Below are 14,940 nucleotides of genomic sequence, written 5' to 3' on the forward strand. Positions count from 1 at the left end.
ACCGGCGTCAGCCGACCGCGCCCTCCATCTGCAGCTCGATCAGCCGGTTGAGTTCCAGCGCGTACTCCATCGGAAGTTCCTTGGCGATCGGCTCGATGAAGCCGCGCACGATCATCGCCATCGCCTCGTCCTCGCTCAGCCCCCGGCTCATCAGGTAGAAGAGCTGGTCCTCGCTGACCTTGGAGACGGTCGCCTCGTGCCCCATCGCCACGTCGTCCTCGCGGATGTCGACGTACGGGTAGGTGTCCGAGCGGGAGATGGTGTCGACGAGCAGCGCGTCGCACTTGACGGTGCTCCTGCTGTGGTGCGAACCCTCCAGCACCTGCACCAGGCCGCGGTAGGAGGTCCGGCCGCCGCCCCGGGCGATCGACTTGGAGACGATCGTGCTGGAGGTGTGCGGCGCGGCGTGCACCATCTTGGCGCCGGCGTCCTGGTGCTGGCCCTCGCCGGCCATCGCCACCGAGAGCACCTCGCCCTTGGCGTGCTCGCCGGTCATGAAGACCGCCGGGTACTTCATCGTCACCTTGGAGCCGATGTTGCCGTCGATCCACTCCATGGTCGCGCCCTCGTGGCAGACCGCCCGCTTGGTGACCAGGTTGTAGACGTTGTTCGACCAGTTCTGGATGGTGGTGTAGCGGCAGCGCGCGTTCTTCTTGACGACGATCTCGACGACCGCGCTGTGCAGCGAGTCGGAGGAGTAGATCGGCGCGGTGCAGCCCTCGACGTAGTGCACGTACGCGCCCTCGTCGACGATGATCAGGGTCCGCTCGAACTGGCCCATGTTCTCGGTGTTGATCCGGAAGTACGCCTGGAGCGGGATCTCCACGTGCACGCCCTTCGGCACGTAGATGAACGAGCCGCCGGACCAGACCGAGGTGTTCAGCGCGGCGAACTTGTTGTCGCCGACCGGGATCACCGTGCCGAAGTACTCCTTGAAGATGTCCTCGTGCTCCTTGAGCGCGGTGTCGGTGTCCAGGAAGAGGACGCCCTGCTCCTCCAGGTCCTCACGGATCTTGTGGTAGACCACCTCGGACTCGTACTGCGCGGCGACACCGGCGACCAGCCGCTGCTTCTCGGCCTCCGGGATGCCCAGCTTGTCGTAGGTGTTCCTGATGTCCTCCGGCAGGTCCTCCCAGCTCGCGGCCTGCTTCTCTGTGGAGCGGACGAAGTACTTGATGTTGTCGAAGTTGATCCCGCCGAGGTCGGCACCCCAGTTCGGCATCGGCTTGCGGCCGAACAGCCGCAGCCCCTTGAGCCGGAGGTCGAGCATCCAGGCGGGCTCGTTCTTCTTGGCGGAGATGTCCCGGACCACGGCCTCGTTCAGACCACGCTGGGCGGCGGCACCGGCGGTGTCGGAGTCGGCCCAGCCGTACTCGTAGCGCCCCAGGGCGGCGAGCTGCTCCTCCTGCGTCATGGGCTGGACGATCTGCTCGGTCATCTATCTGTCCTCACACTGCTGACGGAAGGTTTGGGCTGGGCCGGGATGTGCGTGGTGCACACCCCGTCGCCGTGGGCGATTGTGGCCAGGCGCTGCACGTGGGTGCCGACCAGGCGGGAGATGACCGCCGTCTCGGCCTCGCACAGCTGGGGAAACTCCACGGCCACGTGGGCCACCGGGCAGTGGTGCTGGCAGAGCTGCCCGCCGGAGGCGATCGTGGACGCGTTGGCAGCGTAGCCCTCCGCGGTCAGCGCCCCGGCAAGTGCCTCGGCCCTGGCCAGCGGGTCGTCCCCGGCGCCCTCCATGGCGGCCCGGCAGCGGGCCTCCAGGGCCGCCACCTGTTCGGCGGCGAAGGCGTCGACGGCGTGCGGCCCACCGTGCCGGAAGATCCACCGCAGCGCGGCGGTGGCCATCCCGTCGTAGGTGTGGGTGCCGCAGCGCCGCCGGCCGGAGTCGGTGAGCCGGAAGATCCTGGCCGGCCGGCCGCGACCGCGCTGGCCGCGCACGACCTGGTCGCGGGCGACCACGTCGCCGTCGGCGAGCATCGCGTCCAGGTGCCGGCGGATCGCCGCCGGGCTGAGCCCCAGCTCCGCGCCGAGCTGGGCGGCGGTGGCCGCGCCGTGCTCCAGCAGCAGCTGGGTCACCCGGTTGCGGGTGGGACGGCCGTCCGGACCGGCGACCGCGGCGGCGGGCAGGACGGAACCGGCGACCGGATCGGTCACCCGTTCCTGCTCCGAGCACGCCGCCAGGTTTTTCACTACGCCAACGTTACGTATTTCGTCCAAGGTCCGCAAACCCGGTATCCGGTGATCCGGGCCACCGGAGGGCGGACGCGCCGTCCAGCATGATCACATTCGCACGTACGATGGCCGTCGTGAGCCGATTCGGCGAATTCTCGAGCAAATCCACCCTATCGCGACTGGCCCTCGCCTCCGTGGTGGGGAACGTGCTTATCGTCGGGACCGGCGGCGCGGTCCGGCTGACCAAGTCCGGGCTCGGCTGCCCCACCTGGCCCCGCTGCACCGACGACTCGTACGTGGCGACCGCCGAGATGGGCGTGCACGGGGTGATCGAGTTCGGCAACCGGCTGCTCACCTTCGTGCTCGCCGCCGTGGTGATCGCCGGGGTGCTGGCCGCCTGGCAGCAGCGCCCGGCCCGCCGTCGGCTCCGCTGGCTCAGCGTCGGCGCCGCGTTCGGCATCCCGGCACAGGCGGTGATCGGCGGGATCACCGTGCTGACCGACCTGAACCCGTGGGTGGTCGGGCTGCACTTCCTCGCCTCGATGGCGGTGATCGCCGCCGCGTACGCGTTCTGGCGGCACACCCTCGAACCGGCCGGACCGGCCCGGCCGACCGTACCCGGCCCGCTGCGCACCCTCGGCTGGGTGATCGCGGTGGTCGCCGCCGGCGTACTCGTCGTCGGCACCTGGGTGACCGGCAGCGGCCCACACTCCGGCGACTCGGGGGCGGCCCGCAACGGACTCGATCCGGAGACCATCTCCCAGGTGCACGCCGACACGGTCTTCCTGCTGCTCGGCCTCTCCGTCGCGGCCTGGTTCGCGTTCCGCGCGGTCGGCGCGCCGCCCGCCGCGACCAGGGCCGCCGGCCTGCTCCTGCTCGCCGAACTCGGCCAGGGGCTGATCGGCTTCGTGCAGTACCTCACCGGGCTGCCGGTGGTGCTGGTCGGTGCGCACATGGTCGGCTCCTGCCTGGTCTGGCTGGCCGCCCTGGCGGTGCTCTGGTCGACCCGGGAACGGACCGCGCCGGTCGCCGACCCGCCGGTCACCACCACCGAACCCCGACGGCTGGAAAGGGTGTGAGCGGAGCCCCCGGTCAGCCCAGGCGGGCGGCGATGGCGTCGGCCAGCCTGTCGGGTGCGCCCGGGGAGTGGGCCAGGAAGAGCGACGGCTCGGTGAGTTCGACCTCGACCAGCACCGGCGCGCCGTCCGGGCCGGGGATCAGGTCCACCCGGGCGTAGAGCGGTGTGCCCAGTCCGGTCGGCAGCGCCGCGAGTACCCGCTCGGCGAGGGCCAGTTCGGCCCCGGCCGGGGTGCGCGGGCTGATCTGCTCCGGCCGGAACAGCCCGTCGACGCCGTGGTCCGGGCCGAGCAGCATCGGGCCCTTCCGGACCGCGTGACTGAACCGCAGTCCGTCCGGGCCGCCGACGAAGAGCAGCCCGGTCTCCCCGGCGGTGTCCACGGCGGTCAGGTACGGCTGGACCATCACCCACCGCCCGGCCGCCTGGAGCCGCCTGACGTGTGCGACGGCCAGTTCCCGGTGCTCGGCGCCGGTCAGGTCGTACCGGCCGGTGTCCAGGCTGCCGGCGCCGACGACGGGCTTGAGCACGTACTCGCCGGGTTCGGCCGGCAGGACCCAGTCGGTGTCCGGGGCGAGCCAGTCCGTCGGAACGGTCGGCACCCCGGCCCCGGCGAGTTCCCGCAGGTAGCGCTTGTCGGTGTTCCAGCACACCAGGCCGGCGGGATTGGCCAGCCGGGGCACGCTCTCGGCCCAGGCGACGAACTCGGCCCGCCGGGTCGGGTAGTCCCAGGCCGAGCGGAGCACCGCCAGGGCGTAGCCGGCCCAGTCCACCGCCGGGTCGTCCCAGACCGCCGCCTCGACCCGGAGGCCGCGTTCGGCGAGCGGGGCGAGCAACAGCCGGTCGTCGGGGTCGAGTTCGGGCAGTTCGGCACAGGTGACGAGAGCGACCCGGGGCTGTTCGCCCCGGGTCGCGCGGATGTTGTCGGACAATATTGTCAACGGGCCAGGACACGCCGGGACATCGACCGCCACAGGTCGTTGCTCGGACGCATCTGGTCCATCAGTTCCCGCTCCCATTCGTTCTCCACGGCGACCCCCGCCTTGGCGCAGGCCAGTCGCGCGACATCGGTGCTCTCCGCGAACTGGTCAGCCCACACGCCGTCCTCCCCCACCAGGACAATGCGTGCGCCCCGCTTGCCGACGTACTCGATGACCGCCTTCGCGCCACCGTGGCCGGCGGCAAACGACTGGATGCCGGCGACCAGACCGTTGGGGGTCTGCCCCGCGACGGTCTGCTCGGCCGTCGGCGTCGTATCGGAACCATCTGCCATAACGCGAAGCCTAAGCAGGCTTCGGCCGCCACGAGGGGCAGCTACCGATTTTTTGTGATGCCGATTACCCTGGGGTTTACCGGAGTGACCCGCCGGATTCGGCCGATTTATCGGCTTATACGCGACTAATTTACCGGCATCATTCACGTTTTATTACTGCCGAACAGGACGATCAGGGACGGAAGTCCCCAAAAGCCTCAGAGCAGCGCGTCGACCGCGACCGCGGCGAAGACGATGGTCAGGTACGTGATCGACCAGTGGAACAGCCGCATCGGCTTGACCGACTCGCCCCGCGCGCCCCGCTGACGGAGCCGGTGCGCCTCGGCGATGAACATCCCGCCGGCGGCCAGCACCGTCACCCCGTAGACCGGGCCCATACCCAGCGGCCAGACCAGCACCGACGCCAGCACGGTCAACCAGGTGTAGACCACGATCTCGGCGGTGACCCGGCGGATCGAGGCGACCACCGGCAGCATCGGGATGCCGGCCCGGGCGTAGTCGTCCCTGAACTTGATGGCCAGGGCGTAGAAGTGCGGCAACTGCCAGAAGAAGACGACCGCGAACAGCCCCCACGCCTGCGGCGCCAGCGAACCCGTCACCGCCGCCCAGCCGATCAGCACCGGCGCCGAGCCGCAGATCCCGCCCCAGAAGGTGTTCTGCCAGGTGGTCCGCTTCAGCCACAGCGTGTAGACGAGGTCGTAGTAGGCGATGGCGGCCAGGGTCAGCGCGGTGGCCAGCCAGTTGGTGAAGACCGCCATCACGGTCACCGAGACCGCCGCCAGCACCAGCCCGAAGACCAGCGCGTTGCGCGGCGCCACGGTGTGCGTCGGCAGCGGCCGGCGCTTGGTCCGCTTCATTACCTGGTCGATGTCACGGTCGATGTAGCAGTTCAGCGCGTTCGCCGCGCCCGCCGCCAGCGAACCGCCGACCAGCACCACCGCGACCAGCCAGAGCGACGGGATCCCGCCGTCGGCGAGCATCATCGTCGGCACCGTGGAGATCAGCAGCAGCTCGACGATCCGTGGCTTGGTCAACGCGACGTACGCCCGGACCAGGGCGGCGACGTCGCGTCGCCGGGTCACCTCGGCCGGCGTGCCCGCGCCCGGGGCACCGCCGGTCACGGGGCGCTCGGTGATCATGCTCACGGATTGCCACCTTCCGGCGTCGGGCACACGGTTGATTCGCTGCGCGGAGACAGCGGGGGTGACGGACGGCCGAGGGCCGGTACGCCGACCGACAGCCTACGCGTCGTCGTTTTCGCTGCCCGGGCGACCCTTCTTCGGTGCGAACGATCACACTTCCGGCGAACCGCACCACCGGTGGCGAGATCCGGGGGATGGGTTTCGGAACCGGTCGCTAGGGTCATGAGTGAGGGTTCCGCCCATCACGCCGAGGAGCACACACGATCGTGGCTGACAATCGACCCGAGCAAACCTCGCTGAACTGGTCCGATCTCGACCAGCGTGCCGTGGACACCGTCCGGGTGCTGGCCATCGACGCCGTCGAGAAATCCGGCAACGGCCACCCGGGCACGGCGATGAGCCTGGCACCGGCCGCCTACCTGCTGTTCAACCGGGTCATCCGGCACGACCCGTCGCACCCCGACTGGACCGGCCGGGACCGGTTCGTGCTGTCGGCCGGGCACAGCAGCCTCACCCTCTACATCCAGCTCTACCTCAGCGGCTACGGTCTCGGCCTGACCGACCTCAAGTCGCTGCGCCAGTGGGGCTCGCTCACCCCCGGCCACCCCGAGCACGGACACACCCGGGGCGTCGAGACCACTACCGGTCCGCTCGGCCAGGGGCTCGGCAACGCGGTCGGGATGGCGATGGCCGCCCGCCGGGAGCGGGGCCTGCTCGACCCGGACGCCGCGCCCGGCACCTCCCCGTTCGACCACCACATCTGGTGCATCGCCTCGGACGGCGACATCGAGGAGGGGATCAGCCACGAGGCCAGCTCCCTCGCCGGGCACCAGCGGCTCGGCAACCTGGTCCTGATCTACGACGACAACGAGATCTCGATCGAGGACGACACCCGGATCGCCAAGAGCGAGGACGTCGCCGCCCGCTACGAGGCGTACGGCTGGCACGTGCAGACCGTGGACTGGCGCAGCGGGGAGACCGACGACGGCCACTACCACGAGGACGTCGAGGCGCTGCACGCCGCGCTGCTGGCGGCCAGGGCCGAGACGGACCGGCCGTCGTTCATCGCGCTGCGCACCATCATCGGCTGGCCGGCGCCGACCAAGCAGAACACCGGCAAGATCCACGGTTCGGCGCTCGGTGCCGACGAGGTCGCCGAGACCAAGAAGCTGCTCGGCTTCGATCCGGCCCAGCACTTCGCGGTCGACGAGGAGGTGCTGGCGCACGCCCGTCAGGTGCTGGAGCGGGGTCGGGCCGCCCGCGCCGAGTGGGAGACCGCCTACCAGGCGTGGGCCGACGCCAACCCGGAGGGCAAGGCGCTGCACGACCGGCTGGCCACCCGTACCCTGCCGGCCGGCTGGACCGACGCGCTGCCCGAGTTCCCCGCCGACGCCAAGGGGATCGCCACCCGGGCCGCCTCCGGCAAGGTGCTCAACGCCCTCGCCCCGGTGCTGCCGGAACTCTGGGGCGGCTCGGCCGACCTGGCCGAGAGCAACAACACCACCATGGAGGGCGAGCCCTCCTTCGTCCCCAGCGACTACGCCACCAAGGCGTTCCCGGGCAACGAGTACGGCCGCACCCTGCACTTCGGCATCCGCGAGCACGCGATGGGTGCCATCCTGAACGGCATCGCGCTGCACGGCGGCACCCGCCCCTACGGCGGCACCTTCCTGGTCTTCAGCGACTACATGCGCCCGGCGGTCCGGCTCGCCGCGCTGATGAAGCTGCCGGTGGTCTACGTCTGGACGCACGACTCGATCGGGCTCGGCGAGGACGGCCCGACGCACCAGCCGGTCGAGCACCTCACCGCGCTGCGCGCCATCCCCGGGCTGGACGTGATCCGCCCGGCCGACGCCAACGAGACCGCCTGGGCCTGGCGGCGGGCACTGGAGAACACCGACCGGCCCGCCGCGCTGGCACTGAGCCGGCAGGCGCTGCCGACGCTGGACCGGAGCGAGCTGGCCGGCGCCGACCAGACCGTCAAGGGCGGCTACGTCCTCGCCGAGGCGTCGAACGCGCAGCCGAAGGTGATCCTGATCGGCACCGGCTCCGAGGTGCAGCTCTGCCTCACCGCCCGGGACCGGCTGGAGGCCGAGGGGACCCCGACCCGGGTCGTCTCGATGCCCTGCCAGGAGTGGTTCCGGGAGCAGGACCCGGCCTACCAGGACTCGGTGATCCCCCGCGCCGTCAAGGCCCGGGTCAGCGTCGAGGCCGGCATCGCGATGTCCTGGCGGGACCTGATCGGCGACAGCGGCGAGGCGGTCAGCCTGGAGCACTACGGCGCCAGCGCACCACACAGCGTGCTCTTCGAGCAGTTCGGATTCACCCCCGACCGGATCGTCGCGGCCGCGCACGCGTCGCTGACCCGGGTGGGCCAGATCACCGGTGACACCACCGGCAACTGAGGGAGCGTGGCAGACATGACTGACCGGTTGGGTGAGCTCACCGCCGCGGGAGTGGCGGTCTGGCTCGACGATCTTTCGAGAGTACGGCTGAGTTCCGGCAACCTGGACGAGCTGCGGCGGCAGAAGCACCTGGTCGGGGTGACCACCAACCCGACCATCTTCGCCAAGGCGCTCAGCGACGCCGACGAGTACAACTGGCAACTGCGGGACCTGGCGGTGCGCGGGGTCAGCGTCGAGGAGGCGGTACGCGCGCTCACCACGTACGACGTGCGGTGGGCCTGCGACGTGATGCGCCCGGCGTACGACGGCAGTTCCGGGGTGGACGGTCGGGTCTCGATCGAGGTGGACCCGCGGCTGGCGTACCGGACCGAGCCGACGGTGGCCGAGGCCAAGGCGCTGTGGTGGCTGATCGACCGGCCCAACCTGTTCATCAAGATCCCGGCGACCGAGGCCGGGCTGCCGGCCATCACCGCGACCCTGGCCGAGGGGATCAGCGTGAACGTGACGCTGATCTTCGGGTTGGAGCGCTACTCGCAGGTGATGGAGGCGTTCCTGGCCGGGCTGGAGCAGGCGAAGGCGAACGGGCACGACCTCTCCAGGATCGCCTCGGTGGCGTCGTTCTTCGTCTCCCGGGTCGACAGCGAGGTCGACAAGCGGCTGGACAAGCTCGGCGGCGCCGGCCGGCCGGAGATCGCGGCGCTGAAGGGCAGGGCGGCGGTCGCCAACGCGCAGCTCGCGTACGAGCGGTACGCCGAGGTCTTCTCCTCGGACCGCTGGCAGGCGCTGGCCGACGCCGGTGCCCACCCGCAGCGCCCGCTCTGGGCCTCCACCTCCACCAAGAACCCGGAGTACCGGGACGTGATCTACGTCGAGGAGCTGATCGCGCCCGGCACCGTCAACACCATGCCGGAGCCGGTGATCGACGCCTACGCCGAGCACGGCGAGACCCGCCCGGACACCGTCACCGGCTCCTACGACCAGGCCCGGGAGGTCTTCGCCGGGCTGGCCGACGCCGGTGTCGACTTCGACGACGTGATCGCCACCCTGGAACGGGAGGGCGTGGAGAAGTTCGAGGCGAGCTGGCAGGAGCTGCTGGACGGCGTCCGCAAGTCGCTGGAGGCCGCCGCCGAGGGTGCCGGTGAGCCGAACCAGGCCGCCAGCGAGAACGCCGAGGCGGCCGCCCGGGCGGGAGGCAACGCGTGACCGCAAGCGATCTGCTGGACGGCGGCTGCGAGGGGGCGGCCGGGCTGGCCGTCTACGGCGCGGAGGCGGTCGACGCCGCCGCGCCGGCCTCGGCCCGCGCCGCGCTGCTGGCCGAGGACGTACCGGCCCGGCTGGCCGGTAAGGACGCCACGCTGTGGGGGCCGGAGGCGCAGGCCGAGGCGGCGGTCCGGCTCGGCTGGGTGGACACCTTCCGGCGCAGCCGGGAACTCCTCCCCCAGCTCGCCGAGCTGAAGGCGGAACTGGCCGACCTGGACCACGTGGTACTCGCCGGGATGGGCGGCTCGTCGCTGGCTCCCGAGGTGATCACCCGTACCCTCGGCAAGTCGCTGACGGTGCTGGACACCACCGACCCGGGGCAGGTGCGGGCGGCGATCGCCGACCGGCTGGACCGGACCGTCGTCGTGGTGGCCAGCAAGTCCGGCTCGACCGTGGAGACCGACAGCCACCGGCGGGCGTACTGGCAGGCGTTCCTGGACTCCGGCCTGACCGAGGCGGAGGCCGGGCGGCGTTTCGTGATCGTCACCGACCCGGGCTCGCCGCTCGCCGACACCGCCGCCGAGATGGGCGCCTTCGTGGTGCTCGCCGACCCGGACGTCGGCGGCCGCTACTCGGCGCTCACCGCGTTCGGGCTGGTCCCGTCGGCCCTGGCCGGGGTCGAGGTGGCCGAACTGCTGGACCAGGCAGAGGAGCTGGCCGGCGCGCTCGGCGGCCCGCAGGACAACCCCGGGCTGGCGCTCGGCGCCGCGCTCGGCGCCGCCGCCACCACCGGCCGGGACAAGGTCGCGCTGGTCTCCGACGGCACCGGCATCGACGGCTTCGGCGACTGGGCCGAGCAGCTGATCGCCGAGTCGACAGGCAAGAACGCCGTCGGCATCCTGCCGGTGGTGGTCGAGGATCCGGGCAGCCCCGGTGCGACCGGACCGGACGTGTTGACCGTCACCTACGGCGGCGGGCTCGCCGCCGGTGCGGTGCCGGGCGGCGGCATCCGGCCCGACCTGGCCGTGAACGGCCCGCTCGGCGCGCAGTTCCTGGCCTGGGAATACGCCACGGCCGTCGCCGGGGTGGTGCTCGGGATCGACCCGTTCAACCAGCCGAACGTGACCGAGTCCAAGGAGAACACCAACCGGCTGCTCGGCACCGGGCTGCCGGTCGAGACGCCGACCTTCGTCGACAGCGGGGTCGAGGGGTACTGGTTCCCGGGCGAGCCGCAGCGGTCCGACCCGCTCCCCGGCGACCTGGCCGGGGCGCTGCGCCTGCTGCTGGCCGGGCTCGGCGGCGACGGCTACCTTGCCGTGATGGCCTACCTGGACCGGTTCGCCGACGCCAAGACCGCACAGGTGCGCCCCGGACTGGCTTCCGCCTCCGGCCGGCCGGTCACCTTCGGCTGGGGGCCCCGGTTCCTGCACTCCACCGGGCAGTACCACAAGGGCGGTCCGCAGCTCGGGTCGTACCTGCAGATCACCGGTGACGTGGCCGAGGACCTGCCGGTGCCCGGCAAGGCGTACTCGTTCGGGCAGTTGCAGGCCGCGCAGGCCGCCGGCGACCGGGAAGCTCTCGCCCAGCGGGGCCGGCCGGTGCTCCGGCTGCACCTGACCGACCGGGGCGCCGGAATTCCGCACCTGCTCGACGCGGTACGGGGCCTGCGGAGTTGAGGGTGACCGGGCATGCTGACAGTGACCTACTGAGCGAGGAGGGGGTGCCGTGAATCCGCTGCGCGACCCGCAGGACCGGCGGTTGCCGCGGATCCCGGAGCCGTGCGCACTGGTGATCTTCGGCGTCACCGGGGACCTGGCCCGCAAGAAGCTGCTGCCGGCCGTCTACGACCTGGCCAACCGGGGCCTGCTGCCGCCCGGCTTCGTGGTGCTCGGGTTCGCCCGGCGCGACTGGGGCGACGGCGACTTCGAGTCGATGGCCCGGGACGCGGCACAGGCACACGCCCGGACACCCTGGCGGGAAGAGGTCTGGGGCCGGCTGGCCGGCAACATCAAGTTCGTCGGCGGCGCGTTCGACGACGACGCCGCCTTCGACAAGCTGGCGAACTGCCTGGACGAGCTGCGGGACAGCCACGGCATCGGCGGCAACGCCGCCTTCTACTTCTCCATCCCACCGGCCGCGTTCCCGACCGTGCTCAAGCAGCTGGCCCGGACCGGCATGGCCGACAACGACAAGTGCGGCGGCTGGCGCCGGGTGGTGGTGGAGAAGCCGTTCGGGCACGACCTCGGCTCGGCGAAGGCGCTCAACGACCTGGTCGACGACGTCTTCACCCGGGACGACGTGTTCCGGATCGACCACTACCTGGGCAAGGAGACCGTCCAGAACATCCTCGCGCTGCGGTTCGCCAACAGCCTCTTCGAGCCGCTGTGGAACGCCAGGTACGTCGACTCGGTGCAGATCACCATGGCCGAGGACGTCGGGATCGGCAGCCGGGCCGGCTTCTACGACGCCACCGGCACCGCCCGGGACGTGTTGCAGAACCACCTCCTGCAACTGCTCGCCCTGGTGGCGATGGAGGAACCGACAAGCTTCGACGCCAGCGAGATCCGGGCCGAGAAGCTGAAGGTGCTGCGCGCGATCACCCTGCCGGAGCAGGTGCACACCGGCACGGTACGCGGGCAGTACCTGCCCGGCTGGGTGGCCGGCAAGCGGGCGGTCGGCTACCTCGACGAGGAGGGCGTGCCGCCGGAGTCGACCACCGAGACGTACGTCGCGGTGCGGCTCGGCATCCAGAACCGGCGCTGGGCCGGGGTGCCGTTCTACATCCGCGCCGGCAAGCGGTTGCCGCGCCGGGTGACCGAGGTCGCCATCATGTTCAAGAAGGCGCCGCACCTGCCGTTCAATCCCGCCGACATGGAGATGCTCGGCAACAACCAGCTCGTCATCCGGGTACAGCCGGACGAGGGCGTGGTGCTGAAGTTCGGCTCCAAGGTCCCCGGCACCACGATGGAGGTCCGGGACATCGCGATGGACTTCCAGTACGGCGAGGCGTTCACCGAGTCCAGCCCCGAGGCGTACGAGCGGCTGGTGCTGGACGTGCTGATCGGTGACCGGACCCTCTTTCCGGACGCCGCCGAGGTCGAGCAGAGCTGGCAGGTGATCGACCCGCTGGAGGAGGCCTGGGAGGGCACCCGACCGGAGCCGTACCGGGCCGGCGAGTGGGGTCCGCGGGCCGCCGACGAGATGCTGGCCCGGGAGGGCCGGGCCTGGCGGCGGGCGTGACCCTCCGGACGGCAACAACGACAGCAACCAGGAGGCAGCGTTGATCGGCCTGTGGGACACCACCGGAAACGAGGTGGTGAAGGCGCTGGCCGCCGAGCGGCGCAGCGCCGGCGGAGTGGCCAGCGGCATGGCGCTGACCCTGATCGTCGTCGTCGACGAGCCCCGGGTCCGGGAGGCCGAGGCGGCGGTCACCATCGCCTCGGCCGCGCACCCGTGCCGGATGGTGGTGGTGGTCCGCTCCGACATCGAGCGGGACCGCAACCGGCTCGACGCCGAGATCGTCGTCGGCGGCCGGCTCGGCCCCGGCGAGGCGGTGGTGACCCGGATGTACGGCCGGCTCGCCCTGCACGCCGAGTCGGTGGTGATGCCGCTGCTGGTCCCGGACGTACCGGTGGTGACCTGGTGGCACGGCGAGCCGCCGGCCGAGATCGCCAACGACTTCCTCGGGGTGGTGGCGGACCGCCGGATCACCGACTCGGCCCAGGCCGCCGACCCGGTGGAGGCGCTGCGGCAGCGGGCCCGGGACTACGCACCCGGTGACACCGACCTGGCGTGGACCCGGATCACCCCGTGGCGCACCCTGGTCGCCGGGGCCTTCGACACCACCGAGGGCAACCGGGTCACCTCGGCCACCGTGGTCGCCCCGCACACCGACCCGACGGCCGCGCTGATGATCGGCTGGCTGAAGGCCCGGCTGGGGCTGCATCCGCACTGGGAGCACACAAGCGAGTTCCCCCGGATGCGGTCGGTGGAGCTGCACTGCGCCAACGGCGACGAGCTGGTGCTGACCCGGGACGACAACCAGGCGACGTTCACCCGTACCGGACAGGCCGTCCGGCGGCTGCCGCTGGTACGCCGCCCGCTCGGCGACGAACTCGCCGAGGAGCTGCGCCGGCTCGACCCGGACCAGATCTACGCCGAGGCGCTGGGTGCCGCCGCCGGGGTGGCCGGGCTGGAGAGCCGGCCGGCCCAGCGGGTGCACGTCTGGAAGGACCCGACCAAGCAGCCGCAGGGCGTGGCGTGACCGGGACGACGGTGGAGGTGCACGCCGGTCCCGAACTGCTGGCCCAGGCGGTCGCGACCCGGCTGCTGGTCCGGATCATCGACGCCCAGACCGAACGCGGCGAGGCGAGCGTGGTGCTGACCGGCGGCCGGATCGCGGCGGCGGTACACCGGGCGGTACGCGAGCTGCCGGCCCGGGACGCGGTCGACTGGTCCCGGGTCGACGTCTGGTGGGGTGACGAACGCTTCCTGCCGGCCGGGGACCCGGAACGCAACGAGACCCAGGCCCGGGAGGCGCTGCTCGACGCGCTGCCGCAGCTGCGGGTGCACGCGATGCCCGCCTCGGACGGCCCGGACGGTGCCGATCCGGTGGCGGCGGCGGCCCGGTACGCGGCCGAACTCGTCGCCGCCGGCCCGGCCGGGGCCGCCCTGCCGCACTTCGACGTGCTGATGCTCGGGGTCGGCGAGGACGGCCACGTCGCCTCGCTCTTCCCGGGACATCCGGTCGCCGACGGGAACGGGCCGGTGAGTGCGGTCCGGGACAGCCCGAAGCCGCCACCGGTGCGGATCACCCTGACCCGGGACGCCATCAGCACCGCCGAGGAGGTGTGGCTGATCGCCAGCGGCAGTGGCAAGGCCGAGGCGGTCGGCATGGCGCTCGGCGGCGGCCCGGTGCGGGTGCCGGCAGCGGAGGTCGCCGGGATACGACGGACCCGTTGGCTGCTGGACGGGGCTGCGGCGGCCGAGGTGATGCCCGGCCTCCGCTGAACCGCCCGGCTTCCGGGCTGGTCCGCCCGAGCTGAACCGCCCGGCTTCCGGGGCAGCAGGAACGGCCCGGCTCCCGGAGCGGCGGTGCGGGTCACCAGGCGTCAGCTCCGGCGGGTGGTGGCCGGACCCTGACGGGAAAGTGCTACCCGGGCGGCTCCGGAGGGGCCGCCCGGGTCAGCTCAGGCCCGGCCCCGCCGGGCCCGCAGCGCGGCCAGCGCCTCGGCGAGGATCGCCTCCGCGTCCGCCTCGCTGCGCCGCTCCTTCACGTACGCCAGGTGCGACTTGTACGGCTCCGGCCTCGGCCGCCCCGGCGGGTTGTGCACGTCCTGCCCGGCCGGCTGCCCGCAGTGCGGACAGTCCCAGACCTCCGGGATCTCGGCCTCGGCCGCCAGCAGGATCTCCAGCATGTGCCCGTTGCCGCACCAGTAGGTGACCGGACGGCGGGGGGCGGGTTCACATCGCTCGGTCGGCCGGGCTGGGCCGGCACCGACTCGACTGCCACGGATAGCGCTGCCACTCGGCACGGCTATCGCTCCGTTCGTCAGAGGAGGGGGTCCCCAGGGGGTATGACAAACTGCGCGCGGCCCACGTTAGCGGACCGCGCGCGGTTTGTACGCCCTGGTTGGTCAGGCGTTCTCGAACTCCCTGCTCGGCGGG

General features: G+C 71.9%; 13 protein-coding genes. 7 read left to right on the forward strand and 6 right to left on the reverse strand.

The window, feature by feature from the left end; genetic code table 11:
* Positions 1-7: 7 nt before the first annotated feature.
* Positions 8-1,438, reverse strand: a complete 1,431-nt coding sequence (gene sufB, locus ACN28A_RS38555) for a Fe-S cluster assembly protein SufB (RefSeq protein ID WP_421404029.1) — start codon at positions 1,436-1,438, stop codon at positions 8-10.
* Positions 1,435-2,196, reverse strand: coding sequence for a helix-turn-helix transcriptional regulator (locus ACN28A_RS38560; RefSeq protein WP_421404031.1), 762 nt, complete (start codon positions 2,194-2,196; stop codon positions 1,435-1,437). The genes sufB and ACN28A_RS38560 overlap by 4 nt, the downstream gene beginning before the upstream one ends.
* A gap of 107 nt (positions 2,197-2,303) precedes the next feature.
* Here ACN28A_RS38560 and ACN28A_RS38565 point away from each other — a divergent pair, with 107 nt between their 5' ends.
* Positions 2,304-3,257, forward strand: a complete 954-nt coding sequence (locus tag ACN28A_RS38565) for a COX15/CtaA family protein (protein ID WP_421404032.1) — start codon at positions 2,304-2,306, stop codon at positions 3,255-3,257.
* A 13-nt stretch (positions 3,258-3,270) separates the two neighbouring features.
* Here the strand turns inward: ACN28A_RS38565 and ACN28A_RS38570 are convergent, their stop codons facing one another.
* The 3 genes from ACN28A_RS38570 to ACN28A_RS38580 form a co-directional block, all read right to left on the reverse strand.
* Positions 3,271-4,185 carry an ATP-grasp domain-containing protein gene (locus ACN28A_RS38570; protein ID WP_421404885.1) on the reverse strand — a complete coding sequence of 305 codons (915 nt, stop codon included), beginning with the start codon at positions 4,183-4,185 and terminating at the stop codon, positions 3,271-3,273.
* 5 nt (positions 4,186-4,190) lie between these two features.
* Positions 4,191-4,526: a hypothetical protein gene (locus tag ACN28A_RS38575; protein WP_421404034.1), complete on the reverse strand. Its 336-nt coding sequence runs from the start codon at positions 4,524-4,526 to the stop codon at positions 4,191-4,193.
* 197 nt (positions 4,527-4,723) lie between these two features.
* Positions 4,724-5,671, reverse strand: coding sequence for a heme o synthase (locus ACN28A_RS38580; protein WP_421404036.1), 948 nt, complete (start codon positions 5,669-5,671; stop codon positions 4,724-4,726).
* A gap of 263 nt (positions 5,672-5,934) precedes the next feature.
* On the opposite strand from ACN28A_RS38580, the gene tkt reads away from it, so the two are divergent.
* The 6 genes from tkt to pgl are packed head-to-tail and all read left to right on the forward strand — an operon-like array spanning position 5,935 to position 14,283.
* Complete coding sequence (tkt, locus tag ACN28A_RS38585; protein ID WP_421404038.1) at positions 5,935-8,073, forward strand: transketolase; 2,139 nt, start codon at positions 5,935-5,937, stop codon at positions 8,071-8,073.
* Between the two features lie 15 nt (positions 8,074-8,088).
* Positions 8,089-9,276: a transaldolase gene (gene tal / locus ACN28A_RS38590; protein WP_421404040.1), complete on the forward strand. Its 1,188-nt coding sequence runs from the start codon at positions 8,089-8,091 to the stop codon at positions 9,274-9,276.
* On the forward strand, positions 9,273-10,949 hold the full coding sequence (locus ACN28A_RS38595; protein ID WP_421404042.1) for a glucose-6-phosphate isomerase: 1,677 nt from the start codon (positions 9,273-9,275) through the stop codon (positions 10,947-10,949). Before tal ends, ACN28A_RS38595 begins: the two co-directional genes overlap by 4 nt.
* Positions 10,950-10,998: 49 nt before the next feature.
* Positions 10,999-12,513: a glucose-6-phosphate dehydrogenase gene (zwf, locus tag ACN28A_RS38600; protein ID WP_421404043.1), complete on the forward strand. Its 1,515-nt coding sequence runs from the start codon at positions 10,999-11,001 to the stop codon at positions 12,511-12,513.
* A 40-nt stretch (positions 12,514-12,553) separates the two neighbouring features.
* Positions 12,554-13,537 (forward strand): glucose-6-phosphate dehydrogenase assembly protein OpcA, encoded by a 984-nt coding sequence (locus ACN28A_RS38605; protein WP_278063004.1) that lies wholly within the window; start codon positions 12,554-12,556, stop codon positions 13,535-13,537.
* Entirely contained in the window at positions 13,534-14,283 is a 750-nt protein-coding gene (gene pgl / locus ACN28A_RS38610; RefSeq protein WP_421404045.1) for a 6-phosphogluconolactonase, read from the forward strand. Before ACN28A_RS38605 ends, pgl begins: the two co-directional genes overlap by 4 nt.
* A gap of 179 nt (positions 14,284-14,462) precedes the next feature.
* On the opposite strand, the gene ACN28A_RS38615 is transcribed toward pgl, so the two are convergent.
* A complete protein-coding gene (locus tag ACN28A_RS38615) occupies positions 14,463-14,807 on the reverse strand; it encodes an RNA polymerase-binding protein RbpA (RefSeq protein WP_421404047.1) in 345 nt (114 codons plus the stop codon).
* Between the last annotated feature and the right edge of the window lie 133 nt (positions 14,808-14,940).

Origin of the sequence: Plantactinospora sp. WMMB782, from assembly GCF_049179135.1 — a bacterium.
Classification (GTDB): domain Bacteria; phylum Actinomycetota; class Actinomycetes; order Mycobacteriales; family Micromonosporaceae; genus Plantactinospora.